General features: G+C 31.6%; 28 protein-coding genes. 3 read left to right on the top strand and 25 right to left on the bottom strand.

Annotated features, from left to right (window positions below; genetic code table 11):
- From CLVI_RS01645 to sfsA, 8 genes are all read right to left on the bottom strand, one after another.
- Positions 1 to 804, bottom strand: a complete 804-nt coding sequence (locus CLVI_RS01645) for a transporter substrate-binding domain-containing protein (protein ID WP_106058362.1) — start codon at positions 802 to 804, stop codon at positions 1 to 3.
- Between the two features lie 142 nt (positions 805 to 946).
- The gene (locus tag CLVI_RS01640; RefSeq protein WP_106058361.1) at positions 947 to 3037 is read right to left on the bottom strand and encodes a HelD family protein; all 2091 of its coding nucleotides are present in this window, start codon (positions 3035 to 3037) and stop codon (positions 947 to 949) included.
- 91 nt (positions 3038 to 3128) lie between these two features.
- Positions 3129 to 5105 (bottom strand): ATP-dependent zinc metalloprotease FtsH, encoded by a 1977-nt coding sequence (ftsH, locus tag CLVI_RS01635; RefSeq protein ID WP_106058360.1) that lies wholly within the window; start codon positions 5103 to 5105, stop codon positions 3129 to 3131.
- A 35-nt stretch (positions 5106 to 5140) separates the two neighbouring features.
- Positions 5141 to 5710 carry a signal peptidase I gene (gene lepB, locus CLVI_RS01630; protein WP_106058359.1) on the bottom strand — a complete coding sequence of 190 codons (570 nt, stop codon included), beginning with the start codon at positions 5708 to 5710 and terminating at the stop codon, positions 5141 to 5143.
- Positions 5711 to 5714: 4 nt separating this feature from the next.
- On the bottom strand, positions 5715 to 5933 hold the full coding sequence (locus CLVI_RS01625; RefSeq protein ID WP_106058358.1) for a DUF3006 domain-containing protein: 219 nt from the start codon (positions 5931 to 5933) through the stop codon (positions 5715 to 5717).
- A gap of 132 nt (positions 5934 to 6065) precedes the next feature.
- On the bottom strand, positions 6066 to 6731 hold the full coding sequence (locus tag CLVI_RS01620; protein ID WP_207655306.1) for a beta/alpha barrel domain-containing protein: 666 nt from the start codon (positions 6729 to 6731) through the stop codon (positions 6066 to 6068).
- A gap of 144 nt (positions 6732 to 6875) precedes the next feature.
- Entirely contained in the window at positions 6876 to 7373 is a 498-nt protein-coding gene (locus tag CLVI_RS01615; RefSeq protein ID WP_106058357.1) for an NAD(+) diphosphatase, read from the bottom strand.
- A 33-nt stretch (positions 7374 to 7406) separates the two neighbouring features.
- Positions 7407 to 8099: a DNA/RNA nuclease SfsA gene (gene sfsA / locus CLVI_RS01610; RefSeq protein ID WP_106058356.1), complete on the bottom strand. Its 693-nt coding sequence runs from the start codon at positions 8097 to 8099 to the stop codon at positions 7407 to 7409.
- 472 nt (positions 8100 to 8571) lie between these two features.
- Here sfsA and CLVI_RS01605 point away from each other — a divergent pair, with 472 nt between their 5' ends.
- Together CLVI_RS01605 and CLVI_RS01600 are read left to right on the top strand one after the other, a co-directional pair.
- Entirely contained in the window at positions 8572 to 9240 is a 669-nt protein-coding gene (locus CLVI_RS01605) for a DUF1700 domain-containing protein (protein WP_106058355.1), read from the top strand.
- Positions 9240 to 10181, top strand: a complete 942-nt coding sequence (locus tag CLVI_RS01600; RefSeq protein ID WP_106058354.1) for a DUF4097 family beta strand repeat-containing protein — start codon at positions 9240 to 9242, stop codon at positions 10179 to 10181. The genes CLVI_RS01605 and CLVI_RS01600 overlap by 1 nt, the downstream gene beginning before the upstream one ends.
- A 24-nt stretch (positions 10182 to 10205) precedes the next feature.
- Here CLVI_RS01600 and CLVI_RS01595 read toward each other — a convergent pair whose 3' ends face one another.
- The 4 genes from CLVI_RS01595 to CLVI_RS01580 all read right to left on the bottom strand — a co-directional run bounded on the left by CLVI_RS01595 (position 10206) and on the right by CLVI_RS01580 (position 13883).
- Positions 10206 to 10901: a peptidoglycan recognition protein family protein gene (locus CLVI_RS01595; RefSeq protein ID WP_106058353.1), complete on the bottom strand. Its 696-nt coding sequence runs from the start codon at positions 10899 to 10901 to the stop codon at positions 10206 to 10208.
- 108 nt (positions 10902 to 11009) lie between these two features.
- Complete coding sequence (gene ric / locus CLVI_RS01590) at positions 11010 to 11708, bottom strand: iron-sulfur cluster repair di-iron protein (RefSeq protein ID WP_106058352.1); 699 nt, start codon at positions 11706 to 11708, stop codon at positions 11010 to 11012.
- 135 nt (positions 11709 to 11843) lie between these two features.
- Entirely contained in the window at positions 11844 to 12953 is a 1110-nt protein-coding gene (locus tag CLVI_RS01585) for an amidase domain-containing protein (protein ID WP_106058351.1), read from the bottom strand.
- 27 nt (positions 12954 to 12980) lie between these two features.
- Entirely contained in the window at positions 12981 to 13883 is a 903-nt protein-coding gene (locus CLVI_RS01580) for a M15 family metallopeptidase (protein WP_106058385.1), read from the bottom strand.
- A gap of 255 nt (positions 13884 to 14138) precedes the next feature.
- Here CLVI_RS01580 and CLVI_RS01575 point away from each other — a divergent pair, with 255 nt between their 5' ends.
- Complete coding sequence (locus tag CLVI_RS01575) at positions 14139 to 14954, top strand: HAD family hydrolase (protein WP_170065565.1); 816 nt, start codon at positions 14139 to 14141, stop codon at positions 14952 to 14954.
- A 55-nt stretch (positions 14955 to 15009) separates the two neighbouring features.
- On the opposite strand, the gene CLVI_RS17635 is transcribed toward CLVI_RS01575, so the two are convergent.
- The 13 genes from CLVI_RS17635 to CLVI_RS01510 form a co-directional block, all read right to left on the bottom strand.
- Positions 15010 to 15174: a hypothetical protein gene (locus CLVI_RS17635; RefSeq protein ID WP_207655304.1), complete on the bottom strand. Its 165-nt coding sequence runs from the start codon at positions 15172 to 15174 to the stop codon at positions 15010 to 15012.
- 153 nt (positions 15175 to 15327) lie between these two features.
- Positions 15328 to 16230, bottom strand: coding sequence for a cation diffusion facilitator family transporter (locus CLVI_RS01565; RefSeq protein WP_242980509.1), 903 nt, complete (start codon positions 16228 to 16230; stop codon positions 15328 to 15330).
- A 190-nt stretch (positions 16231 to 16420) separates the two neighbouring features.
- Positions 16421 to 17269 carry a PhnE/PtxC family ABC transporter permease gene (locus CLVI_RS01560; RefSeq protein WP_106058350.1) on the bottom strand — a complete coding sequence of 283 codons (849 nt, stop codon included), beginning with the start codon at positions 17267 to 17269 and terminating at the stop codon, positions 16421 to 16423.
- Positions 17269 to 18054: a phosphonate ABC transporter, permease protein PhnE gene (gene phnE, locus CLVI_RS01555; RefSeq protein WP_106058349.1), complete on the bottom strand. Its 786-nt coding sequence runs from the start codon at positions 18052 to 18054 to the stop codon at positions 17269 to 17271. The genes CLVI_RS01560 and phnE overlap by 1 nt, the downstream gene beginning before the upstream one ends.
- A 10-nt stretch (positions 18055 to 18064) precedes the next feature.
- Positions 18065 to 18829, bottom strand: coding sequence for a phosphonate ABC transporter ATP-binding protein (gene phnC / locus CLVI_RS01550; protein ID WP_106058348.1), 765 nt, complete (start codon positions 18827 to 18829; stop codon positions 18065 to 18067).
- Positions 18830 to 18860: 31 nt separating this feature from the next.
- Positions 18861 to 19889 (bottom strand): PhnD/SsuA/transferrin family substrate-binding protein, encoded by a 1029-nt coding sequence (locus CLVI_RS01545; protein WP_106058347.1) that lies wholly within the window; start codon positions 19887 to 19889, stop codon positions 18861 to 18863.
- Positions 19890 to 19991: 102 nt separating this feature from the next.
- Complete coding sequence (locus CLVI_RS01540) at positions 19992 to 20804, bottom strand: PHP domain-containing protein (RefSeq protein WP_106058346.1); 813 nt, start codon at positions 20802 to 20804, stop codon at positions 19992 to 19994.
- A 24-nt stretch (positions 20805 to 20828) separates the two neighbouring features.
- Positions 20829 to 21524: a phosphonate C-P lyase system protein PhnL gene (locus tag CLVI_RS01535; RefSeq protein ID WP_106058345.1), complete on the bottom strand. Its 696-nt coding sequence runs from the start codon at positions 21522 to 21524 to the stop codon at positions 20829 to 20831.
- A gap of 4 nt (positions 21525 to 21528) precedes the next feature.
- Positions 21529 to 22152, bottom strand: coding sequence for a DapH/DapD/GlmU-related protein (locus CLVI_RS01530; RefSeq protein WP_106058344.1), 624 nt, complete (start codon positions 22150 to 22152; stop codon positions 21529 to 21531).
- Positions 22153 to 22154: 2 nt separating this feature from the next.
- Positions 22155 to 23330 (bottom strand): phosphonate metabolism protein PhnM, encoded by a 1176-nt coding sequence (gene phnM, locus CLVI_RS01525; RefSeq protein ID WP_106058343.1) that lies wholly within the window; start codon positions 23328 to 23330, stop codon positions 22155 to 22157.
- 13 nt (positions 23331 to 23343) lie between these two features.
- Positions 23344 to 24189 (bottom strand): ATP-binding cassette domain-containing protein, encoded by an 846-nt coding sequence (locus CLVI_RS01520; RefSeq protein ID WP_106058342.1) that lies wholly within the window; start codon positions 24187 to 24189, stop codon positions 23344 to 23346.
- On the bottom strand, positions 24176 to 25033 hold the full coding sequence (locus CLVI_RS01515) for an alpha-D-ribose 1-methylphosphonate 5-phosphate C-P-lyase PhnJ (protein WP_106058341.1): 858 nt from the start codon (positions 25031 to 25033) through the stop codon (positions 24176 to 24178). The genes CLVI_RS01520 and CLVI_RS01515 overlap by 14 nt, the downstream gene beginning before the upstream one ends.
- On the bottom strand, positions 25023 to 26141 hold the full coding sequence (locus tag CLVI_RS01510; RefSeq protein ID WP_106058340.1) for a carbon-phosphorus lyase complex subunit PhnI: 1119 nt from the start codon (positions 26139 to 26141) through the stop codon (positions 25023 to 25025). Before CLVI_RS01510 ends, CLVI_RS01515 begins: the two co-directional genes overlap by 11 nt.
- Between the last annotated feature and the right edge of the window lies 1 nt (position 26142).

The following is a 26142-nucleotide window of genomic DNA, read 5'->3' as shown; positions in this document are numbered from 1 at the left end:
TTATTCATTAGCCTCTATGATAAACTTATCTAAATCTCCTGATTCCTTTACTCTTTTAATAGTTTCATTAACTTGTGCTACAAGCTCTGGTGAATCCTTTTTAAGACCTATAGCATTTCCACCAGTTTCATCTTTGAATGATATTCCTGAAAGAATCATTTCTGGATTAGTCTTAACAGCTATTTTAGCAACTGGTTCCTCTGTTATTATAGCTGAAACCTTACCAGTTTTTAATTCTAGAATTAAGTTGTTTACATCTGCTAATAATGTAAGTTCTGCACCCTCAACCTTTTCTTTAGCAATTGCTTGTTGAGTTGATGCTAATTGAGCTCCAATTTTTAGCCCATTTAAATCTGCTACAGTTTTGTATTTTTCTTTATCTACTGCATTAATTAAAACTGCATGTTGTGCTTCATAGTATATATCTGAGAAATCTATTTCCTTTCTTCTCTCATCATCTGGATTCATTCCAGATATAATCATATCTATTTGACCAGCCTTAAGTGCACCGATTAAAGCATCAAAACTCATTTCCTTGATTTCTAGCTCAACTCCCATATCCTTTGCTACTTCCTTTGCTAAATCAACATCGAAACCAACTATTTCATCCTTACCATCTATCATGGAATGAGATTCATAAGGTGCATAATCTGCACTTAGTCCAACTATTACCTTCTTATTTTCTTTTATAGCAGTTAAACTATCAGTAGCTGTTTCATCTTTTGCCCCACATGCTATTAGTGATAGTGACATTACTCCAACTAACGCTGTAGTAAATATCTTTTTCATTATTCCGTTTTTCATTTTATTTACCCCTCTCTTAATTTATTATCTATCTCTTATATATCTTATTTACTTTAAGTATAATTATACATCAAAACGTTATATTTATGCAATGCTTATTCATAAAAAAATACCTGCAGTGGCTAAATCCTGCAGGTATCTGTTATTTGATTACCGCTAATCTATGCAGTGCCCTAGTACACATAATATATTTGACAAGATTTGGAGTGTTTTTAAAATCGTCTAATAAAATTACTCCGTCAAATTCTAAGCCCTTTGCATAATAAGCTGGAAGAAGTACAAGTCCTCCACTATATATCATATCTTCACGATCAAAGGTAAGAACTTTTGTCCTTTGCTTTAATAGCGTGGAAATCTCTTTTAGTTTATTTTTATCCTTAGTTATAATGGCTATATTCTCTAAGCCTTCCTCTTTATAATCCTCTATTATAGAAACAAGAGTCTCTATTGTATCTTGAGTTGAAGTTGACTCTTCTTCAAGAACTGGTTCCCCATTTCTAACTAAAGGAATTATGCTATCTTCTTTTATGAATTGACTAGCATATTGCATTATTTCTTGGGTTGATCTATAACTCTTATTCAAACTAAAGCTTTCTATATTCTGAGAAAAAAGCTCTTCCAAATGTAACATTGCTGGCTCTTCTTCAGTTTCTATAAGCCTTTGATTGCTATCTCCAACTATTGTATAACTTGTGCAACCGGTAAGTTCTTTTATAACTTTAAACTGTGTCATATTATAATCTTGTGCTTCATCAATGACAACATGTTTTATTTGTTTTTTGCACTTCATGCCATCAAGCTTTACTGCTAAATAAAGTATTCCTGCTAGATCCATATATGCCAAAGATTCAGTTTTTGTAATTCTCTTATATAATGTAAGAGTATCCTCATGGTCAATCCATTTATCAAGTTCTTCTCTTGAATCCATGACACCTCTTATTATTTCTCTAATTTTTTCTCTTCTTTGATAATCCATGTTACTTTTTTGTATTTCATATTCCTCTTTAGAAAGTGAGTCTATTTCCTTTTGTGTTTCAACATTAAGTTTTCTTATAATTTCATCCCTTTTGTCCTTAGTTTTTGAAATTAATATTCTCTTTATCTTTTCACTTCTTCTAAACAAAGGCATGTATCCATAATTAGTTGTGAACAATTCCTTGATTTCAGCTATATCCACTACAGTCTCTCCGAATAGATTTACAGGAGTCATATCGAAATAACTCTTATCCATATCTTCTATCATATTATCTAAAAGTTTTGTAAATGAATTTGAACTTTTATACTTATACTCAGTTAAAGCCTCTTCATTTCCATTCATGGCCTCTTCAATATAATCTGAGTAGCTCTTAACATTTTCCTTTAAACCAATTTGGTCTATTGCAAAGTTTTGGAAGGTATCTTGTGAGATTCCCCCTTCTCCTAAGGATGGTAAAACCTGTGCAATATAGTCCATAAATATATCATTAGGTCCAAGAATTAATACCTTATCTCCAAATTGTTCTCTATCATTATATAGAAGATATGATACTCTATGAAGTGCTATTGTAGTCTTTCCAGATCCTGCAACTCCATTTACTACAATAACTTTATTCTTGGGAGCTCTTATGATTTCATCCTGCTCCTGTTGAATTGTCATAACTATATCTTTTAACTTTTCACCTGAGTTAGATGTTAGGACCATTTGAAGTATTTCATCCTTAACATCTATAGCTGAATCGAATATACCTTTAAGCTCAGCCTTTTTTAATACTAACTGACGTCTTGCTAAAAGATTTGCTGGAATATCCCCTACTGGTGAGGTATAGTAACTCTCACCTAAAGTACCTTTATAAAATAAAGATGCAATTGGTGCTCTCCAGTCAACAATTACAGGTTCATATGTTTCCTCTGGAGTTAATCCAAACCTTCCTACATATAATTCCTGTACTCCTTCACTTTCTTCTGTAAAAGTAATCTTACCAAAGTATGGGGCTTCTTTAAGTGTAGTAAACTCTTTTAATCTTTTATCTATTGTTTTATAAGCTTCTTCCTTAACAAAGACTTCATGATCAAAAAATTCTATAACCCTATCTTCATCATCTTTATATTCCTCTATATACTTTTTCCTATATTCAATAATATATTCTGTAATATACTTTCTCTTTGCAATATAACTTAATATTTCTCCATCTAAAATTTTAATAGTCTCTTGAAGCTTAACTTGCTCCATTAAGTATTCTAAATCTTTTTCCAAAAAAGCACCTCTTTTTTAATTCAAAGCAAATGAAAATAAATAACAGACCAGATATGCAAGCATACTGGCTTGTTATTTTTTTTGATTTTGCTTAAAGCGTTTTATCTATTTCTTCGCCTAATTCTGTATTAATAGTTATAGTTTCATCTCTGTCCTCATCTTTAGTTTTACCTAAAGATTCTACCTTTTTAGTCTTGTCTATTACTTCTACTTTCTTTACTCTCTTTAATTCAGGATAGTCCACACATACTATTTCCATAAATTCCTCACCAAATAGTGTTTCCTTCTCTAAAAGAGCTTCAGAAATTTTATTTAGTAATTCTCTATTTTCTCTTAAAATAGTTCTAGCTTTATTGTGAGCATCCCTTATAATTTTTAATATTTCTTGATCAATAATTGTTGATGTTTCTTCACTACAATTTCTAACTGCTCTTCCATCAAGATACTTACTTTGTATAGATTCTAATGCCATCATATCAAATCTATCACTCATACCATAAGTAGTTACCATGCTTCTAGCAGTTTGTGTAGCTCTTTCTATGTCATTAGATGCTCCTGTAGAAACTATTGCAAATACCTCTTCTTCAGCAGATCTTCCACCAAGCATTACTGTAATTTGATTATATAATTCTTCCTTAGAAGTTAAGAATTTCTCTTCCTCTGGAAGCTGCATTGTATATCCTAAAGCTCCCATTGTTCTAGGGACTATTGTGATCTTATGTACTGGATCTGCATCCTTTAAAAGGGTTGCAACTAATGCATGACCAACTTCATGGAAGGCAACAATTCTTTTTTCCTTCTCTGAAAGGATTCTATCCTTCTTTTCTTTACCTGCTATAATTACTTCAACAGCATCTCTTAAATCTTCTTGAATAACTCGCTTTCTACCATGCTTAACAGCCCTTAAAGCAGATTCATTAACTATATTTGCAAGATCTGCTCCTACAGCTCCTGGAGTTCCCTTAGCAACTTCCTTTAAATCTACTCCATCATCTAAGAAAACGCTTTTTACATGAACTTTAAGTATTGCTTCTCTTCCCTTAAAGTCAGGTCTATCAACAATAACTCGTCTATCAAATCTACCTGGCCTAAGTAGAGCCTTATCAAGTATTTCAGGTCTATTAGTAGCTGCTAGAATTACTATTCCCTTAGATGAATCAAATCCATCCATTTGAGATAATAATTGATTTAAAGTTTGTTCTCTTTCATCATTACTTTGCATCTGACTATCACGGCTTTTACCTATAGCATCAATTTCATCAATAAAAATTATACATGGTGCCTTTTGTTCAGCATCCTTAAATAATTCTCTAACTCTTGACGCTCCAACTCCAACAAACATCTCAACAAAGCTTGAACCTGATAAAGAGAAAAATGGAACTTTGGCTTCTCCCGCTACTGCCTTTGCTATAAGTGTTTTACCTGTTCCTGGAGGGCCTACTAATAAAACTCCCTTAGGTAATTTAGCACCTATCTCTGTATATTTTGCTGGGCAATTTAAGAAGTCTATAACTTCCTCTAGGGATTCCTTAGCCTCTTCTTGACCTGCCACATCCTTAAATGTAACTTTGATATCATTTTCAGCATATATTTTCGCATTGCTTTTACCTATGGAGCCCATTCCGCCTCCCATTTTGCCTAACATCTTCGAAAAGAAAAACTTATACATTACAAATAGGAATAAGATTGGTATACCCCAAGAAACCAATATATTCATCATTATTGATTCCTTTGGATTCTTACCTGTAAAATCTATTTCTCCAGATGCTATCAACTTATCTATTAACTTATCATCGTTAATATTTGCAGTATATACTGTTTTACCCTCAAACTCAGTTCCTGGCTTTGGAGTAATCAATAGGCTATCAGATGCAATTACAATTTCAGATATTTGCTTCTCATCTACCATACTTAAAAATTTATTGTAGTTTATTTCTTCATTGTTATATATATCTTTAGAATAATTTACAACTAACAGTATTGACATAGTTATTATAAAATAAACAACAAGGGATATTTTAGGTTTCTTTGGGCTCTTCTTTGGATCTTTTTTCGGTTCAATTTTCATATCTTACGGCACCTCTTTCTTCTCTTTATACTTTTTTATTTAATACTCCCAAAATCGCTAAATGGATAGACCTTTACCTGAGCTTTCGCCTGTATATCTTCTCCATTAATATATGGATTCGCCCATTTCCTAGAATCATAGGAGTCGGGTCTATTATCACCACAGAAAAAATACTTGCCCTCTGGCACATGAAATTCTCCATAGAAATTATCCTTGTTTATTGTATAATCTTCTTGGACTTCCTCACCATTTACTGATATCTGTCCATCTACTATTTTTATATTATCCCCAGGGAGTCCTATCACTCTTTTTATTAACAAATCACTTAATTCCTTTGAATCAAATACAAGTATATCTCCTCTTTCTATATTATCTAGATTATATACTTTTGTAACAAAAAGATGATCTCCTACATTTAATGTTGGAATCATGGATCCTGATGGAATATACACTTTAAAAAGAATATATTGTTTTATTAAAAAGGCTAATACAAATGCAATAACTAAGGGCACTACCCAATCTTTAAAAAAATTTGACTTATTACTTTTATTGTTACCTAAATTCGATTTATCTTCCCCTATTATTTCATCAATGCCTTCTTTCATATTTCTAATTCCACATCCCCTTTAATTTATTAGCTATCTCAACTTGTCTTTTCTTTGTAGCTTCTCTATCTATTTTAAAGTAGTTATCTTTTTTAATTAAGCAATCTCCTTCTTTTCCATTTCCATTTAAAAATTCTTTTTTTACATTGATTATATCCCCCTCTGGAGATTCTATGACAATGTAATTCGCCTCTATTCTATCAATAATATACATTTTACCCATAGTACGGAATTCTCCCTCTTAGTTTAAAAATACATCTTAAGTATACCATAAATGATGTACCTGTTCATATTTATTTGTATAAAAAAAGTTGCAGCAGCCCTGCAACTAGTATCCTTTTATTATCTTTTTCGACTATCTATACCTACCCATTAATTCTCCCATTATTTTTGTTGTTGATGGAGGTGTATACGTTATTGCATTAGCACCTGCAACTATTGTTTCCATTATACTTTCTTCCGTATGTCCACCTGTAGCTATTATAGGACATTCAGGTGATATTTCTCTAATTCGCCTAATAATATTCGGAGTATTCTTGCCACCTGATACATTTAATATTGTGGCACCAGCCTGAATTCTCTCTAATATATCTGTATTTTCTGAGACTACAGTAACTACAATTGGAATATCTATTGTAGCTCTAATAGTTCTAATAACTTCATCTGATGTAGGAGAATTAACTACTACAGCAATCGCGCCTTTAAATTCTGCATCTAAAGCAAGATTCACTACTCTTTTTCCTTGAGTAATTCCGCCCCCAACTCCGCAAAAAACAGGTACATCAGCTGCCATTATAAGGACATCTGTTATTAATTGTTGTGGAGTAAAGGGATATACAGCCATTATAGCATCTGCATTTGTATTTCTAATCATGGCTACATCTGTAGTAAACAGTAAAGATTTTATTCTCTTACCAAATATTTTTATTCCACTACACTCTCCAATTATTAACGGAACTTCAACAATATAATTTCTTAATGTTCCCTTTATTTCTGGGACAAATTTAGATTCCATTGACATTATATTAACTCCCCCTCTGGCCAATTTAATATTATAATTATACTCATTATTTAAATTAATAACTACAAAAAATGTTAAATTTGTACTTATAATTTATTGCAATTATAATATATATCTAATAGTCAAAGAACTCACACTTTATAATCAAAGTGTAAGTTCTTTTTCAATTGCCTTTTCTAATACTCTCTTCCCTATCTCATTTTCTCCTAATTCTTCTAAGGCTTCAGGTATTTTAAACCATCTAGCTTCTTCAACTTCCTTAGAAATTTTAATTTTACCTGTCTTATATTTAGCTGAGTAGGTTAACATTAATATCTCTCGACCTTCAATAAAATCTGTGCCTAAAAAATTAATATCTTCAATCTCTATTGAAGTTTCCTCTAATACTTCACGATAAACAGTGTCTTCAGCTTTTTCATCAATTCCTATATATCCTGATATGAGAAGTTTAGAATTCTTATAAATATAACTTTGTTTTAAGAGTAAAACTTCATCATCTTTAATTACAGCTACCATTATGCATGGATATGGGGTATTAAAATAATAGCAAGTGTCATGAGAACAAAAAGGGACAACTCCCTCATCTCCACAAATTACTTTTTTTAGTTTTCTTCCACAAATAGGACAAAATTCATACTTCATATAATTCCTCTCTTCTGTATTATTAGGTAGCTATTATAGAATAATTTTAACAGGTTTATGTAATGTTATTCCAGTTTGTGTGACAATAGATGAGTATGCAAAAATATCAACCCCACTTTTTTCAGCTTCTCTTAAGGCTTCTGCAAATTTAGGATCCATTTCATCATTTGGTCTAAAGGTCTGCACATCCTCTATTTGTATTAAAAAAAGCACTCCTGCACCTCTTCCACTTTTCTTTACCTCTATTAATTCTAATAGATGCTTTTTTCCTCTCTCTGTAGGAGCATCTGGGAATCTAGAATTCCCATCTTCCTCGAGGGTTACTCCCTTTACCTCTAAGTAATACTCTTGTCCATCATCTTTTGACAATTTAAAATCAAATCTGCTATTCCCAAAAGTTTTTTCACTTAATATATTTGTATACTCTTTTAACTTATCCACAGCTCCGTCCTCTAAAGCTTCTTTCACTACCTTATTTGGAATTTGCGAATCAATACATATGTTTTTCTTTCCTTTATATGCACCTATAAGATCATATTTTGTTTTCCGTGTGGGATTAGTCTCTTCCCTTATAAACACCTGACAGCCTGGTATTAGTATCTCTTTACATCTACCTGTATTAGGTACATGCACCACTATTTCTCGCTCTTGAAAAATCACTGTAGCATTAAATCTATTGGGTCTATCTATAAATGTTGCCTCATATATATTCTTATTATACTCCACTTTTTTACCTCCATCATATAAACTTATACACATTATCCACAGATTTTGTCCACAGGTTTGTGAATAATCTGTATTTTATTGTCGTATTTAATTTCTTATTTATAACTAATTTCACTTGATAATAATTTTTTCCCCAATATTCTCTATATTGGTGTTGACAAAAATTATTTACATACATGTTGTGTCAATATATTTTTCATAAATTTATTCATAAGATTTGAGTTATCCACCGTTTTTGCTCTTTTTGCTCACATTGTCCACAGTTTTGCACTATATCTAGGCTAATTCTGTGGATAGTCAATATATTTTATCCACAGCTTATCCACTATTAACTGTGGATAACTTAGTTCTTAATATTTTATTAGCAGTTCTTAATATAATGTTAATTATCCTTCATTACCTTGTATTGTATACTACCATATTTTATAATATAAGTGCACTAAGATTATCAATATTATATTAGGGGGTTGTAATGGTGAATAAAAATGAATTCCTTAAAATCATTAGAGCAGGCTTAAATGACTTTCCGCCAGAAGAATTAAATGAAATTATCGCTGGCTATGAAAATCATTTTAAGGATGCACTATCCGATGGAAAAACTGAAGAAGAAATAATAAATATTTTTGGAGATCCTTTTGTTATAGTTAATCAATATAGAAATGGTTATGTCCAAAGTGTCCCACCATATAAGAGTAGTAATACTAACTATTCTAACAATAGTCATAAAAATAATAATAATTCGTATACTAATGATTCTCAAAAAAATCTAAACAGTGATTCAAACAATGTAAACACATTATTAAAAATCACAATAGTTATTCTTACAATTGTGATTATAGGACCTTTCGGACTTGCCATAGGTGGAAGTTTGTTTGCCTTAGCGTTAGCATTTATATTAATTCCTTTTGCTTTGAGTCTATCTGGAATTGCACTACTCTTTGTACAATCTGGCTTAAGCCTTTTTGGCTTTACAGCACCTACTTTTTTAGCTGATTTTCCTACAAGTGTAATTGCACTTATTACTGTAGGCTCCACTTTTGCTACAATATTAGTAACAATATTATCTGTGTATTTTATAAAAGCAGTAATTATATTTGCAAGGAAACTTTTTAATAAATTTTTCAATAAGGAGGCAAATTAATGAAAAAATTTATGTCTCGTAGAATGAAGATTTTCTTATCAGTTTTAACTCTCCTAAGCATTTTATGTTATATATCAGCTGGAATAATGCTATACAATAGTAACTTTAATTTTTCTTCCTATTCAGATGATTGGAATGGGCGATGGAATTTTGACTGGAGTAATCATAATTCTACAAGTTCTATTGGAACTGTTGAAAAGGAATTACCTCAAACTGTGCAAAATATATATTTAAGCTCATCTAGCTCAGACTACTCAGTTGAATTTTATAGTGGTACAACTCTTAAAATTGATGTTAATGGAGACTTCTTTTCTAATTTTACTTACTCCGATGGATTAAGTAGAGTAGAAGTTACTGATTCAAATGTTTTTATTGAAACAAATGACAATCTAATATTCTCTGATTTAGAGGTCAAGGTATATGTACCTGATACCTATCAAAATCTATTGTCTATAAAAGGCTCAAGCGGTGAATTATCAGTTACTGGAGGAAAGCTTAAAACCCTTTTAGTATCATCTTCTAGTGGAGATATTGATTTATATACTGTAGAAGCTACTGATACTTCTTTAGAATCATTAAGTGGCAGAATAAATGGATCTACCATTAGGACCGATAAATCATTAATAAAAACCGCTAGCGGAGATATTTCTATTAGTGGGGCATTAGGAGAAACAACTGTATCAGTAGTTTCTGGCTCTGTCGATTTAATTTTATCTGAAATAGCTGAAAACTCTAATTTTTCAACCAAATCTGGGGATGTTGATTTAATTATCCCAAATGAAATAGGCTATAAGGTGAATTTTTCTTCAATCTCTGGTGAAATATCAGGCAAAAACCTTAATATGGATATAAATAATAGTAGTTCCTATTCCTTTACTAACGGTGATAGTTCAAAACTTATTAACGTTAAAACTATTTCTGGAGATCTTAATTTAATATAAAAAAGCAATTAAAATGGTCAATGATCACGCATCATTGACCATTTTTAATTGCTCTTCTACAATTCTATTCTTGATTTCTTCCATAGGAAAATTTTCACCAGGGCATAATGTGGGATATACATCTCTATGTCCAATTACATCCTCTAAATTATATTTTATTATCATATCAGTTGATATTTTCACTAAGGAATTCTTCTGTGCTTCTGTTGGGACTTCATTCTCAAAGTTACCCTCTAAACATATTCCAATACTATCTTTATTTCTTCCAATAGCATGTGCTCCTATTATATTCTCTGGCCTTCCTCTATATATTGTACCATCTTTCCTTATGTAAAAATGATATCCAATACCTCCCCAGCCCTCCTGAATATGTATATCATTAATGGCTTCTGGAGATATTGTCGTTGAGGCTGTATGATGTAGTACCAATCCTGTAGGCTTGTTTCCATCCACCAAGTTATCGCCCCATTTATAATCTATTTCATTTATAGTTAATTGTTTTTCATACTCTTCTAACTTATCTTTAAGAACCTCTATCTTATAATTTCCTGACCCCATATTAAGCAAATACTTTGCCTTATTATTTTCTCTATAAATAATATAATGCCCTATAGAAAATATAATTAAAATTAGTAATATACTTGAAATACTAAAGGTTTTTCTTCTTCTCTTTTTCATCTTATTATAATACTCTATCTTCCTATAGTTCAATTGCGCCATTAGTACTCCCCCTTATTAATCTTAATTATATCCTAAAAACATGGAAAAAGATGAAAATTTACCATTTATTAAGTAAATCTTCATCTTTATTCATCAAATTAAATTATTTTAAATCATTTTAAATAAAATACTATTCTCTTTGTGGATATGTGTAAACAAATCTTTTTCTAATTCACTTAGCTTATTATACACAAGCTTAAAGGTAGTGCAAGCTCCCTCTGGCACTGTGAAATCTCGTGTAAGCTCCTCCATTTCCTTTAGTATATTCCCGGCTCCATCATGTTCTGCTTCCAGACTTTCTATAAGTTGAACTAATTTGATTCTTTTGTTTTCATTTTTGTTTTCAAAATAATCTTCTATTAATGGAAACACATTTTTTTCTTCTTTCACTAAATGTTCCTCTAGTTCTGCTTTTAGATTTGCAAAAAGCCTATGAAGTTTTAATAATTCTTCTCCATGATTATAGAAATGAACCTTTAGGATTTTTAATAGCAACCCGTCAATTTCCTTTAACGTTTCAAAAGTATACTTATGATGCGTATTTATTACATGATTCACAAGTTCCATAGGTTCTGCTTTTCTCCAATCTTTATATTCCTTACTACTTTCTAAAAAGTTAGCGTACTCATCATTTAATTTTTCTACAAATAAATCAACATTTAAGCCTTTCTCCTTAAGAGCTGCTCCTAAATTATCATGACCACCACAGCAAAAATCCAATTTGATTTCATTAAATATTTTACTAGCATCTGGGAATATTGAAATAACATCTCCTAGCTTTTGATCTTTATTAATTGCTTTATTCATCCTTAATACCTCCAAAATTTTGTAACTTCTTAATTTATTAATTTATTAATTTATTAATTTATTAATTTCTTATCTTCTATATCTTTATATTAAGTCTTTAGGCAATAATAAAATATGATTTAAATCACAAAAAATTTAATAGTTAACTCTTATTAACAAAAACTTCATCTTCTTATCACTCCATCCCAAATCCCAAGGAACATTATTTCTGTCTGTATTATGGCATGTAACTAAAGCGTATCCTTTTGAATCAACTCCTGTTACTACAGATATATGAGTAATATCACCCTTCTTCTCATAGGCTACAAAATCTCCTGGTAAAAGCTTGTATGATTCTTTATAAACTTTATCATAACTTCCTTTAGCAATTTGGGATGCTCTTCCACTGTTTAGCATATAGGAAGTGAATCTATCTGCATTTATCCAAGGGCCTGTAGCACTTCCTTTATCATAATTCCAGGTACCATTTTTCTTAAATTTTCCACCTTCATGGAGTATTTGAGAGGCAAAGTTTGCACAGTCTCCTCCTTCTGGATTAAAATTTCTATAATTTTTATTATATTTAAATTCATATTCATAAGCTGTAGCTGCCCCACAATATTGTTGTGCATAGGTTGCTGCATCTTTTCTTCTTTGATCTATTGCTGATATATCTCTAGGATTTTGAGCTAATATATATTCTTTAATATCATCAGCTTTAATATTTTCTAAACTTAATGAATCTGCAAATGGATCTGTATACCATTCCTTTGATATTACCCATTGCTCTTCTTTCTTAGAGAGTGTAAGTGAATGATATGTTCCTATTCTTGAACTATTAACCTGATCTGGATTGTCTTTATATATGTATTTATATTCTGTATTACATAATATATTGAAGGAATATTTTTCTTCTCCAGCCTTACTGCTTCTAATTACCACCTTAGGGATAATCTCTGTAAACTTTACGCCTTGCTTTTCAGCCCAATTATTTAGGTAGTTTACTTTTCTTTCCTCATATTCATAAGCCCATTGACCATATTTAGTATCTGTTGCATATAAGGTATCTATAAGCTCTAAATCCTGTTCTAATATTGCCCTATTTCTGCTTACAAAAATACTTTCTACTAATTTCACTATTTCCGCATCTACTTCACTAGCTAGAGCTTCTTTTTTGCACGTAAGATTAACCAATGAAAATATTAAAGTCACAATAACAATTTTATTAACTATTAATAAAAACCTTTTTAAATTAGAAAATTTCATATGTAATGCTCCTCTCCTAAGTTAGCTCTATTTAAACGTCTCATTAATTGTTTCAATATATTGCTTTTCATCTTCCCCTATAGGAATATCTCCATACCATTCTTCATTACTGCCGCTCCATTTACCAAAATATTTCGCTTTTAGGATTATTTCTGGTCTGTATTCAAAGTGTAAAATATCAAAATGACTCCATTTGCCTCCCCAAACAAAATTATTCTTCTCAAAAGCCTCTACTAATTCCTTTGGATATTGTAGTAATCTATTGTTGCCTTCTTTCTCAGAACTCCATTTCCAATAATCTCTTTTATCACTCTTTAAATCTATTGCTATACCATAAGAATGAGGGCTTAATCTCTCTGTCCCTGATATAAATCTATAGTTAAATGTTCCACTAGCTGGATATAAAATCCCTCCAATATCTCCTCTAGTTTTAGCTAAGGGAAGAATCTCTTTTAAGGCATTTTCTAAAGCCACATTGGCATTATTTTTGCTGCTAAATTGATATGTATATCCAATTTTTAAATTTACTAAGTTAGCTTCTATAGCTTTTTTAGAATCCCCATAGACTTCACTAAAAATTTCATAGGAGCGAGACCTTCCTGGATCAAATTCTCGATCCATAATCTTTGTATTCATTTCAAACGGATAAATTTGTTCTAATACATCCTGCAAATCTCCATTATCTAATTTCTCTTCATGAGTCTTATTTTTTTTGTCATCATAGAGAATCTTTTTACCTGATTTCATAATTAAATATACCTTATCACCATCTTTCTCTACTGTTTTTACATATTCAGGATAGGCTAACTTCATAACTAAAAGATCTTGTTTCATAGTTACCTGATAATCTCTTTCATCAGCTTTGGCTACACTTGCCCCAATATTAATTATTAATAATAGAAGTATTAAAAATTTGCTTGTCTTTTTTATAATTCTCACCTCGCTAATCCATATAGATATATCTTCCCTAATCTTTATATTTACTATGTATACTTAATTTGAATTTAAGCTTTTAGACTCAATGTAAATTATGTTAAAAGAGTAATCTTTAATTAGATAATTTTTTTGTAAAGGTAAAAACATTTGTTAACTAATGATATAATTAATTGAGTAATGAATATGACATATGTAAGATTTTTAACTTGCGACTAAAATAGAACAAATATATTTGAAATGGGGGATATTATGTACAAGCTAATCGTTAGTGATTTAGATGAAACTTTATTAAATGATGAACATAAAGTTGGTAGGAGAAATATTGAAGCTATAAAAAAGGCTTCTGAATTAGGTGTTAAATTTGTGGCTGCCACCGGACGAGGATACAGCGCAATTGAAAGTGTTTTAAAAGAATTAGATTTGGATGATAAAGAAAAAGAATATACAATTTCATTTAACGGATGTGCTTTAACAGAAAATCTGAATAGTAAAATGTTATCTTTCAATGGATTACCATTTGATAAAGCCGATGAATTATTCAAGTTTGGATTAACTAAGGATGTCTGCATTCATGTATACACGGCAGAGATTGTTTATGTTTATAATTTAAATGAAGATGAAAAATCTCGTTTTACATATCAGAAGAATGCTCTTACAGAGCTCAAAAAAGCCTCTATTGAATTTTTAAGAAATACTCCCATAGCAAAAGTTATTTACCAGAATGTTGATGTTCCTTATTTAAAAAGTTTTGAAGATGAAATGAAGCCAATGACTGATGATACAGTTAGTCTTAGTTATTCATCTAATCGTTATATGGAATTAAATAAAATTGGTGTAAACAAAGGAAATACTATGCTCGCTTTAGCTGAGTCTCTTGGAATTGAACAAGAAGAAACCATTGCGGTTGGAGATAATTACAATGATATGTCTATGTTACTTGTAGCTGGTTTAAGTGTTGCTGCAGGGAATGCAGTTCAAGATATCAAAGACATATGTGGATACACCTGTGAAAATGACAATAATGAAGGGGTACTGGCAGAAGTGATAGAGAAATTTATATTATAGAATTCTTTTATTAATTGTTATTAAGATAAGTTACAAAAAAAAGATGTCGAAAAGTCTAATGACTTTTTGGCATCTCTTTATCTATCAAGGTCTTCATTCTTTGACTAACTTCTTCAATAGAATACTTTTTAGTTTCATTTGTTCTTTGCATTTCAGCATCTAATAATTTCTCTCTAAGGTCCAGCATCTCTTCTCTATTACAATATGCTTCTATGCTCATTACAACTAAGCCCCCTTCTCCATTTTTAGCAAGAAAATAGACATCCAAAAAGTATAACTACTTTTGGATATCCCTTTAGCTTTAATTATTCTATACTATCAACTTTCAATTTTCAACTCCCCACAGGGGCGCCTTTCAGGTGTCAATTACCAACTATACTGCCCATTTACGATCTCCAGTAAAGTTTACATTCAGCCATTTTTCAAGCTTTATGCCTTTCATATTCGTGGAGACTTGTTCTCGTACTTTATCCATCTCTTCAAGTTCATTTAAAATTGAATTAGAATTAAACACAAAATCTATTTCTATTCTTAACTCTCTTCCGATCTTACTTACTCTTGTTACAGAATTTTCAAATTTATACTCATCTTCTATATTCTTAACTATTGTATATATCTTATCATTAATTTCTTTACTTGCAGTGCTATTAACAATTTCTTTAAAACTTCTTATTAATGTCTTTACAGGAAGTTTTATAAATACGGCTGATGTAATAATTACCATTAATGAATCTACATACCTTGTTAGATAAGCGAATGAGGTTAATCCTAGAATTACTGAAATTATAAATCCTGCAAAAACTGCAACACTTAATATTGTATCCATTAACCATTGATTACTCTCGGCTCTGATTATATCAGAAGATAATCTTTTTCCCTTTTTCTTCATTAGAAGGTATACAAATGTACATCCTATTGATGATATTATTGAATATCCTAAGGCTAATCCTGTATTTATAGAATTTCCTCCTGATACTAACTCTTTTATCCCATTAAGTAATGATAAACTACACATTACAAATAATACTATTGATTGAAATGCAACTGTTATAGGTTCTATAATTCCTTTTCCAAACGGAAATTTTTCGAAGTCTTTTTTTTGTATAAAATTTGAAATGCAAATTGCTAATATTGATATAAATAAACTTATTAATGAATATAATCCATCAAACATTATCATACTAGATTGAATAATAATTCCCCATGTTAATCCAAGTACAGCAAAAAATAATCCTCCTGCTGCAGATAACATTAACACGTTTTTTTCGGTTTTCATGATTTCACCCCTAATATTTCTTCTACTATCATTATATAATATAAAGTTTATTAGGACAACTAACTATAATACGGTGTTTTCTTTACTAATATTGGTTTATATCTATCATTACAGTTTTTGTTAAAAGCATAATAGTACATTATTCTATAATTAATAGTACATTATTCTATAATTAATAGTACTTTAAAAACTACCTTAGATATTTGTTCTTAACTCTTGTTGAGAAGGTTTCAAGTAGAATTGCACAAATTAGTATTCCTATTGTAATAAATCCTACTTCTCGTACATTAAAATAGAAATTACTAGCCATGAATAATTCAAAGCCTATCCCGCCTGCTCCTGCTGCTGCTCCCATAGCGACACCATTTGTAAAGTTTATTTCAAATCTCATAAATGTCCATGCTACTAAATAGGTTGCTGAGGAAGGAATAACTGCTTGAAATACTATCTGCCACCAATTAGCTCCGCTGGCTTTAAGCGCTTCAATTACCCCTTCATCAATTTCTTCAAAAGCCTCCGAATAAGCTTTAATTAAATATCCTACAGTATGAAAAGTCATACCTATTATTGCCGCTTCGCTTCCAAGTCCAGCAGATACTGCAAATATTAAAACCCAAAGTACAGTTGGAACTGCTCTAATAAAAGCTACAAAACCTTTTATTACATTAGATACCAAGGGAATTGATAAATTCTTTGCTGCAAATAATCCTAAAACTAAGGCTATAACTCCACCAATTAATGTAGTTAAAAATGCTAAAGATACAGTAATTCCCATTTGATGTACTGCTTCTAACAAAGTGAAATGAGTTAAGCTTGCCTCCATGAACATTGTCTTGATATTACCCAAGGTTTCACCCAGGGCTACTAATATATCTATCCCCTTATAATCAAAGGTAGCAAAACCTAGTACAGTTAATATTACAAGTACCCCTAAAATTATTCTTAAATAGACTTGTGAAGGGTCATTTGATTTTACTTTTATATGCCCTGTTTTATTTTTTCTCATAGAGAATCCTATTCTTTCTTGAGTAGCTTCCATTATAATATAATCCTCCTTACATAGTTAGACGTGAATTCAATTACAAATACAGCAAGAATAATTGATATTACAACCAAGCTTGCTACAGAATAATTCAAACTCTTATAATAAAGATCAAATACAAAGCCTATGCCTGTTCCTGTTAGTATTCCTATTAATGTAGAACTTCTAATATTCGTCTCTATCATATACAGTACCCAACTAAGCATTTGCGGCAGACTAGATGGAATAACGCCTTGAAATACTATTTGAAAATAGGTTGCTCCAGTAGCTTCTAAAGCTTCTACCGCACTATCACTTGTTTCATCTATAGTTTCTATAAATGCCCTTGTTAAAACCCCAAAGGATACAAAAAGTAATGCAAAATATCCTGTTAAAATATTTTGACCAAATGATAATAAAAATATCATTGCCCAAACCGCATCTGGTACATTTCTAAAAACAGATGCAATGAGCCTACTAATTATGCTTAGTGCCTTAGTTCCTTTAGTAACCTTTGACCCCATGACCCCAAAAAACAATGCAAAAGTTGCTCCGACTGTAGTAGCTGCAATAGCTAATAATATAGTCTCTATAAGTTTTTCTAATATATCTGGCAACTTGCTAAAGGAATCTCCATTTGGAATAAACCTTGTAAATAGCCATACTATTGCTTTAGGTATTGAGGATAGTCCCTTAATAGCATTAAAGTCTGCAAATTTTGAACATACAGCCCATAAAATCATTACAAAAATTAAAACTAGGGTTACTATTTTATTTCTTTTTTTTAATACTTCTAAATTCATATTTACACCCCTAGTCTGTTATTAGATTTCCATACTCTGAACCGTAAATTTCATGGACTTGTTCTTTGGTAATCTCTGAAGGTTTACCATTAAAAACAGTTTCCCCTCCATTAATGCCAATAATTCTATCCGAATATTTTAAAGCAACATCTACCTGATGAAGATTCAGAATACATGTAATTCCCATTTCTTTATTAATATCTTTAAGATGATCCATTATTATTTTAGCGGCATTTGGGTCTAAGGATGCTATAGGTTCATCACATAATATTAGTTTTGGATTTTGTATTAAAGCCCTAGCTATTCCAACCCTTTGCTTTTGTCCTCCACTTAATTGGTCACATCTTTTATACGCTTGGTCTTCGAGTCCAAGCTTTTCAAGCATTTTGAAGGCTTGAATTTTTTCTTCCTCTGTATATCTCCCTATAACCCCTGCTATTGTTGACTTATAACCAAGCCTACCATGTAGAACATTTTCTATAACGCTTAATCTATTAACTAAATTATAGTGTTGAAATATCATTCCAATTTGAGTCCTTATGTTCCTTAACTCTTTCTTTTTTATCAATCCAACATCCATATTGTTAAATATAACTTTCCCCTCAGTTGTATCTATCAGTCTATTGATACAGCGAAGGAGAGTTGATTTCCCCGCTCCTGATGGACCTATTATGGAAATAAACTCTCCTTCCTTAACTGAGAAGTTAACATTTTTTAATGCTTTTGTACCACCTTTATATTCTTTACTGACATTGTTTACTTGTAGTAACTCCATTTTTTTGTTAACTCCTTCTTGCAATTTATTATTACATATTTCTTATAGGGTCAAACCATGCATCCTCAACTTCTAAGAACTTTTCTTTTCCTTCTTTCTTAAAGAATCCCTTTTCTGTTGAATCTTTTGGTAAGAATATTTTCGCGTTATTAGTAGTTTCATCTGATGTAAATGCCTCTATAAGTTTAGTTTGATCAGCCTCTGAAATAAGGCTAGTATTCATAACAAATGGTGCATTTAATACTGGAGTGCTTGTAATTGCTGTGAACTTTTTACCAGCCATTTCATTAAATGGTTCTGCTGCATTATCCTTAATCTTATAAACAGTACCTACCTCATTCATCTTACCGCTTACAACATCTACATAATTAAATAAATTAGCATCACAGAAAGCTGCAACATCAGCTTTACCAGTTACTAGATTTACTGCTGAACCTTGATGAGATCCACCATATAATACATCACTAAAGAATTTATCACTTCCGCCTTGAATCAAATCATCCTTAGTTAAATCTTTCCACTTATCTTGCTTAGAGAAGTATGAGATTATTCCTGAAGTTGGAACTTTAAATCCTGATGTAGAACTATTAGATACAAAGGACATCTTTTTACCTACAATGTTATCTAGTGTATAGTTTCCATCTTTTTTATATTCATCTTGATTTTCTGTAGGAACTGATATCCAGCTATAATATACTGCATCATCAACTGTTCCTGATTTTCCACTTGCAATTGCTAATGGAATTACGTTCTCATTTTTAGTGTGAGCTTCTATATATCCTTCTGCTCCCATAAATCCTATAGCTGCAGTATCATTTGCGAGTGCTTCTATTGCTATAGCATAATCTGTAGTAAGCATATGTTCTATTTTCTTCCCCGTTGCCTTAGTAATAATATCCCCTATCTCATTCCTTGCAGCTTCAAGATCTCCACCAGATTCATTTGGATACCATACAATTGTTAAAGTATCTGAAGTCTTTTTATCAGAACATCCAGCAAGGCCTATAATAGTAGCAACCCCAATAGCTATACTCATTAATAATGTAACGATTTTTTTCATTATTATTCCCCTTTCAAATTTGATCTTTCTCTTTCATATATAATTATATTTATCTAAGGTTAATGTAATTTTAAGTCATTGTTAACTATTGTTGGTATTTAGTTAAAATAGCTGTAAATATGCTTCTGGAGATTCTAGTTCTCCAATATCTGTTTTACTTTCACTATAGGCTCCATGGAAATCACTACCTCCAGTTAAAATAAGTCCACTAAAATCCGCAATTTGTTTAATCCTCTTTATATCCTTTTCGGTATGGCTTGGATGAACTATCTCAATTCCATCTAATCCTTTAGCGAGCAATTGTGGAATAATATCATAGGAGTTTAATTGTCCAGGATGAGCTAATACTGCTAAGCCTCCATCTTTTTTAATTGCATCTACAGCATCAAAAGCGTTTATATATTCTATATCTCTTGCGCACACTCCCCCATTTTTAAACAATCGCCTATATAATTCCGAATAAATCTCATCCGTATAATGATTTTCTACTAAACAGCTCATTAGATGTTGCTTATATATAGCTTCACTATCCTTACTTTTTTCTTTTAATAGCTCAAAATCTATATCATATCCTTCATCTAATAATCTTTTGTATTGCCAAATACTGTTTTTGTTTCTTTCTTCTAATAAGGGGTTACATAGCATCTTGATATTTTCAGCCTTTAAATTGAAATTATATCCAAGGATATGAACCTTTCTATCATTTTTATAATCGTAGGCCGAGATCTCTATTCCTGGAATAATTTTAATTCCCATTTCATTTCCTAATTCAATGGCTTCCTTTAAGCCCTTGACTGTATCATGATTTACTATTCCTAGATGGGTCACCCCATTTTTCTTAGCAAGTTTCAATGTTCTCTCCGTATTTAAAGACCCGTCTGAAATACTTGTATGAACATGTAAATCTCCCCTCATAATCATCCTCCTTCTGCAATGTATCTATATAAAATTTCCTGCTTGCATGTTGTAAACTTTATCGCACAATCCTTCCATAAATTCTATATCATGAAAAATTCCTATCATGGTAGTGCCTTCGGCCTTAAGCTGTTCAATTAGTTCTCTAACTTTTAATTTTGAAGCATTATCAAGGCTTGCTGTAGGTTCATCTAGTAGAAGAACCCGTGGGTGTTTAACCATAGCTCTAGCAATATTTAACCTAAGCTTTTCTCCCCCAGAAAAATTATTAGGGAAACTGTTCCAAAGCTCCTCATCTAATTCGAAATGTACAAGCATATCCACAGCCTGCTTTTTAGCAAGTTCTTGACTATGTCCCATTTCTAAAACAGCTTGTTCTATAATTTCTTTTGCTGTTGTTCTAGGCATAACATTTAAAAATTGAGAAACATATCCTATTTCATGTTTTCTTAAATAAATTATCTCCCTTTCTGATGCAGCAGCTAAATTTATCCTTCCAAAGTTACTAGACTCATACCAAATTTCACCTGTATCTGGTAAATAGGTTCTATATAAACACTTTAATATAGTAGATTTTCCGCTACCACTTTTACCTGTAATACCTATAAAATCTCCTTTAGCTAGCTTAATATTAATATTTTTAGATCCTACTATATGCTTATCTAGACTATGAATGGTAAAGGACTTGCTAAGGTTTTGTATATTTAATATTTCCTCCATTTTCTCACCTACTCTCATAATGTTTTTCTATAAATTCATCTATATTAATAAGAAAATCTTTAAGATTTTCTTTTATCTTTTCATGGGTCCAATCCCACCATTTAATTTCCTGCAATTTTGTAGCTATTCTCTCAGGAAATCTATCCTTGATTTTTTTAGTAGGAACTCCTGCTACGACTGAGTAAGCTTCAATATCCTTAGTTACAACGGATCCACTTCCGATTACTGCCCCATCTCCAATTTTTACTCCAGGCATTATAGTTACTCCATGTCCAATCCATACATCATTTCCTAGGATAACTTGATTTTCTTCTCTAGCTTTGAAAAATTCAACATCTTCTTGAGAATCAAAACCATATTTCTTTCTTCTATAGGTAAAATGATGTAGACTTGCTCTTTCTATTGGATGTTGAGTTGCTCCAATTCTAGTCATAGCTGCTATATTTGCAAACTTGCCCACTGTAACATTCTGTAATATACAATACTCACAGCAATAAGAATAATCCCCCATAAATACATTTTCCAAGGTACAGCCTTGAGAAATTTCCGTATACTTTCCTAAATTTGTATTTATTAACTTAGAGTTTTCGTCTACATAAGGTCCATCTGCCAAAACTATATTACTCATAATTACATTCTATAATTTGTTTTAGAAATTAGCTTTCCATCAACAAATACTGATGTTATTACTGGCATTTTGTCCTCAAGTCTATCTATTATTAAAAGGTCTGCCTTTTTACCTTCTTCTATTGACCCTATTGTATTATCAAGTTTCACTGCTCTTGCTGGGTTAATGGTTATTAACTTAAACATTTCACATAAATCTTCTCCATATTTTTCACTAAGAGTAAATATTGAATGAAGCATTGCTGCTGGATAATAATCACTGCATAAAATATCTATTGCCTTTTCTTTTATAGCCTCAATTGCTGAAAGGTTACCTGCATGAGAACCTCCAAGAAGTACATTTGGAGCTCCTGCAATAGTAAGCAGGCCTGCTCTTTTTGCTTTTCTTGCCACCTCTATAGTAATTGGAAACTCACTTATGCTTGCTCCAAAGCTTTTTACTAGGTCTATTTTTTCTTCAGTATCATCATCATGGGATGCTACTGCTATACCATTTCTCAAAGCAAGCCTTGCCATTTGTTTTATTACTTCAATTGTTAGTATTTCTTTATTTCTTCTTTCATCTACCATTGAATCTATTTCATCATCAGTAACATCCTTATATCCCTTTAGGATTTTTCTGTACATTTCTATATTTCTATATTGTCCTTGTCCTGGAGTATGATCCATAAATGATAAAAGATGAATTTTTCCTTCATTTATATATCCTTTTACAGTCTCAACTTCATTTATATTATCAATCTCAAATCTTGCATGAAATCTATGTCTTATTAAATGCCTCTGATTATGAACTTTACTAATAACATCCACAAGTTTTTTTACATTCTCTCTCTTTCTTACTGGTTTGTGCTCAAATAAATCATTATCATAAAAGGATAAAGAATGAAACATTGTTGTAATACCTGTATTTATAAGGACTTTTTCTGCCTCTCTTAGACTTAGCTCAAAATCCATAACACTTGTAGGCCTTGGAGATGCCATATTCTCAATATAATCCGAATGTATATCTATAAATCCTGGTGAAATAAAAGCTCCTTCAGTATTTATTATCTCTAAATCTTTTCTCTCTATTTCTCCGTCCTTTGCTATTCTTTTAATCAAATTCTCCTGAATTAAAAGCTCATAACCCTCTATAATTCCATTCTCTGTAATTATCTTTCCATTAGTTAATAAGTACATAGTTTTTACCCCCTTATAATAGCGATTGAACTAATTGTTGTGTATATGGGTGCTTAGGATCCTCTAAAATCTGATCTGTTAAACCACTTTCCACAACCTTCCCATTTAACATAACTATCGTTCTATCTGCTAGCATTCTAATTACTCCTAAATCATGAGAAACTATTACCATACTTATATTTAGCTCCCGTTGAAGTTTCTTTATTAAATCAAGAACATTAGCCTGTACTGATAAATCTAAGCCTGTAGTCACCTCATCTAAAAGTAATATAGGTGGATTATTAGATAATGCTTTTGCTATCTGTACCCTTTGCTGCATACCTCCTGAAAAATTTCTTGGAGCTTCCTTCATTCTAAATATAGGGATATTAACATGGTCTAAAAGTTCCTTTGCCCTCTGCGTCATAAATCCAACATTTCTATTTCCAGATGAAATTAACTTTTCAGCGATATTACCTATACAAGAAAAATCCATTTTAAGACCTAGCATTGGATTTTGATAAACTTTACCAAACAAATTATTCCTTATAAATGTCTTTTGCTGAGAGGATTCTTCAAAAATATTTTTAGTTCCTTCCTTATAATTTGTAATATATAGCTCTCCGCTTGTAACCTGATCATCAAAGTATAGACTTTGCATCATAGTAGATTTACCACTTCCACTTTCTCCTACAACTCCAAGAATTTCGCCTTCATAAACTTCGAAGGAAACATCTTGGCAAGCATATACAGTTCCACACTTAGGACAATAATTTTTTTCTAACTTCTCCTCACTAATTTCTCTGCAATACTCACAGCCTTCACCAAACTGTTTTCTAAGATTTTTGACTTCTAAAATAGGTTTTTCAAAGATCTTCATTATAAAACCTCTCTTCATTTAAAGTCTTAAGACAATTACTTGTATCATTACATTGGTAATAGGTTTGACCTGTATTTTTATCCACAAGTTCATCCATATACACGCCTGTTTTTCCACATAATCCACAGTGCTTATCCTCAAAGTTTTCTTTTTGGAAAGGATAGTCCTCAAAAGCTAAGGATTCAACCTTTGTATAGGGAGGAACTGCATAAACCTTTTTTTCTCTTCCTGCCCCTAGAAGAATTAATAACTCTGAATAATTCATTTTAGGATTATCAAACCTAGGTATTGGACTTGGTGCCATAACATATCTATCATTAACCATCACAGGGTGATCTGCCCCTGTAGCCATAGTTCCGTATTTTATAATTTGTTCGAATAACATAAGCCAAGCTCCACTATATTCCTTGTCTCTATGAAGTCTTTTTGTCCTATATTCGCTGGGTTCTACAAGCCTTAATGGCTCTGGTATTGGTACTTGAAGTACTAGAATTTGTCCCATCTTTAAAGGTACTTCTGGAATTCTATGCCTTGATTGGATTAAAGTAGCCTTATCTGTTTCATCAGTAGTCTCTACTCCTGTGGTTTTTTTCACTAACTTTTTTATATTTACTGCATTAACTGATTCGTCAGCACCTTGGTCTATAACCTTTAATATATCTTCTCTACCTATTAGGGATAAGGTTAACTGCAATCCACCAGTTCCCCAGCCTCTACCAATTGGCATTTCACGTGATGCAAACGGCACTTGATAACCAGGTATAGCCACAGCTTTTAAAGTAGCTCTTCGGATTTCTCTCTTAGATCCCTCATCAAAGAATGCAAAATTATACTTAACCTTCATGAACTTCCTCCTTTTTACGAGTTTTACGAACACTATCAAGAGTTGATTGGAATGTTACATAGTGAGGCAATTTCAAATGGGATAAAAAGCCTGTAGACTCTACTGAATCTATACTTAGTAGTACAAACTCCTCATCTCCTGTAGGATATCTTTTATCCTTTTTTTCTAAACATTCATCTAGAATGCTCATAGATATTGCCTTTGTTTCATTCTGTCCATAACAAATACCATAGCCAATATCAAATTCTTGTTCATGTTCCCCTCCATCGTTTTTAGATGAACTAGGGATAAACATTTCAACTTCTGTTACCTTTATATCACCAATATAGTAGTCTTCCTCTTCGCCTTCTCCACTAGACAGGGGTTCTTCTATATATAAAGGGAGTCTTCCAACTCTAATTTCACCGACAGTTGGGTGTGTAATTCCACTACTCCTTAAAGCTGAATATGCTAAAGAGTTAACCCCTCCAGTTTGTCCCCTTGTTAAACTTTGCAATCGCTCACTTCTTTTTGTTGGAAACTCAATACTTTTCTTGGTTATATCCATAGGAGGCTCATTATTATCCTGATGATCCTTAATTAGCCCCCCTTTTCTTAAATACTCTAATACCTTAGGTAACCGTCTTAAATCAATTTCAGATTTTTCAGCTTCTTCTAACTCTTTTTCAAAATTTTCAAGCCATATTTTTGTCTCTTCTTTAGATTCATCTATTAAATCAAAATCTATTAATCTATGAGTATAGTCATAGGTTGCTCCTAAAATCTGACCTCCAAGAATATCCTTAAAGGATGCTGATACTCTTCTCTCTACCCACATATCCCTTGATTCAACTGTTCTTGTATAATGTTTTCTAGGCAGAGTAGACTTATATGCCCTTAGTAAAAAAACTGCTTCTTCCATATTACCTTCTGATTGCTTAATTGCTATGGCTGCTAATTCCTGAGAATATAGACTTGCCTCTGACATAACCTGGTCAATAAGTCCTCTCATTGAAGCAATTATGTTATTAACATCACTAACTTCTCCCTTTTTTAATCTCTCGTATTTTAATCTATTTATAGATTCTTCTATAGCTTTGGTCCCACCTTTTACTGCCACATATCCCACT

The organism is Clostridium vincentii, from assembly GCF_002995745.1.
Classification (GTDB): Bacteria; Bacillota; Clostridia; order Clostridiales; family Clostridiaceae; genus Clostridium; species Clostridium vincentii.
This window is presented reverse-complemented; position numbering and strand designations above follow the sequence as displayed.

Bases quoted from the DNA above. Each gene is read 5' to 3' on its own strand.
- phnM (WP_106058343.1), bottom strand. From the start codon at position 23,330: ATGTACTTATTAACTAATGGAAAGATAATTACAGAGAATGGAATTATA.
- CLVI_RS01595 (WP_106058353.1), bottom strand. From the start codon at position 10,901: ATGGCGCAATTGAACTATAGGAAGATAGAGTATTATAATAAGATGAAA.
- CLVI_RS01600 (WP_106058354.1), top strand. From the start codon at position 9,240: ATGAAAAAATTTATGTCTCGTAGAATGAAGATTTTCTTATCAGTTTTA.
- CLVI_RS01540 (WP_106058346.1), bottom strand. From the start codon at position 20,804: ATGAGGGGAGATTTACATGTTCATACAAGTATTTCAGACGGGTCTTTA.
- ftsH (WP_106058360.1), bottom strand. From the start codon at position 5,105: ATGAAAATTGAACCGAAAAAAGATCCAAAGAAGAGCCCAAAGAAACCT.
- CLVI_RS01560 (WP_106058350.1), bottom strand. From the start codon at position 17,269: ATGGAAGCTACTCAAGAAAGAATAGGATTCTCTATGAGAAAAAATAAA.
- CLVI_RS01645 (WP_106058362.1), bottom strand. From the start codon at position 804: ATGAAAAACGGAATAATGAAAAAGATATTTACTACAGCGTTAGTTGGA.
- CLVI_RS01620 (WP_207655306.1), bottom strand. From the start codon at position 6,731: ATGTCAATGGAATCTAAATTTGTCCCAGAAATAAAGGGAACATTAAGA.
- CLVI_RS01565 (WP_242980509.1), bottom strand. From the start codon at position 16,230: ATGAAAACCGAAAAAAACGTGTTAATGTTATCTGCAGCAGGAGGATTA.
- CLVI_RS01615 (WP_106058357.1), bottom strand. From the start codon at position 7,373: ATGAAGTATGAATTTTGTCCTATTTGTGGAAGAAAACTAAAAAAAGTA.
- CLVI_RS01535 (WP_106058345.1), bottom strand. From the start codon at position 21,524: ATGGAGGAAATATTAAATATACAAAACCTTAGCAAGTCCTTTACCATT.
- phnC (WP_106058348.1), bottom strand. From the start codon at position 18,829: ATGGAGTTACTACAAGTAAACAATGTCAGTAAAGAATATAAAGGTGGT.
- CLVI_RS01605 (WP_106058355.1), top strand. From the start codon at position 8,572: ATGGTGAATAAAAATGAATTCCTTAAAATCATTAGAGCAGGCTTAAAT.
- CLVI_RS01575 (WP_170065565.1), top strand. From the start codon at position 14,139: ATGTACAAGCTAATCGTTAGTGATTTAGATGAAACTTTATTAAATGAT.
- CLVI_RS01515 (WP_106058341.1), bottom strand. From the start codon at position 25,033: ATGAAGGTTAAGTATAATTTTGCATTCTTTGATGAGGGATCTAAGAGA.
- CLVI_RS17635 (WP_207655304.1), bottom strand. From the start codon at position 15,174: ATGAGCATAGAAGCATATTGTAATAGAGAAGAGATGCTGGACCTTAGA.
- CLVI_RS01530 (WP_106058344.1), bottom strand. From the start codon at position 22,152: ATGAGTAATATAGTTTTGGCAGATGGACCTTATGTAGACGAAAACTCT.
- CLVI_RS01545 (WP_106058347.1), bottom strand. From the start codon at position 19,889: ATGAAAAAAATCGTTACATTATTAATGAGTATAGCTATTGGGGTTGCT.
- CLVI_RS01585 (WP_106058351.1), bottom strand. From the start codon at position 12,953: ATGAAATTTTCTAATTTAAAAAGGTTTTTATTAATAGTTAATAAAATT.
- lepB (WP_106058359.1), bottom strand. From the start codon at position 5,710: ATGAAAGAAGGCATTGATGAAATAATAGGGGAAGATAAATCGAATTTA.
- phnE (WP_106058349.1), bottom strand. From the start codon at position 18,054: ATGAATTTAGAAGTATTAAAAAAAAGAAATAAAATAGTAACCCTAGTT.
- CLVI_RS01625 (WP_106058358.1), bottom strand. From the start codon at position 5,933: ATGGGTAAAATGTATATTATTGATAGAATAGAGGCGAATTACATTGTC.
- CLVI_RS01520 (WP_106058342.1), bottom strand. From the start codon at position 24,189: ATGAAGATCTTTGAAAAACCTATTTTAGAAGTCAAAAATCTTAGAAAA.
- ric (WP_106058352.1), bottom strand. From the start codon at position 11,708: ATGAATAAAGCAATTAATAAAGATCAAAAGCTAGGAGATGTTATTTCA.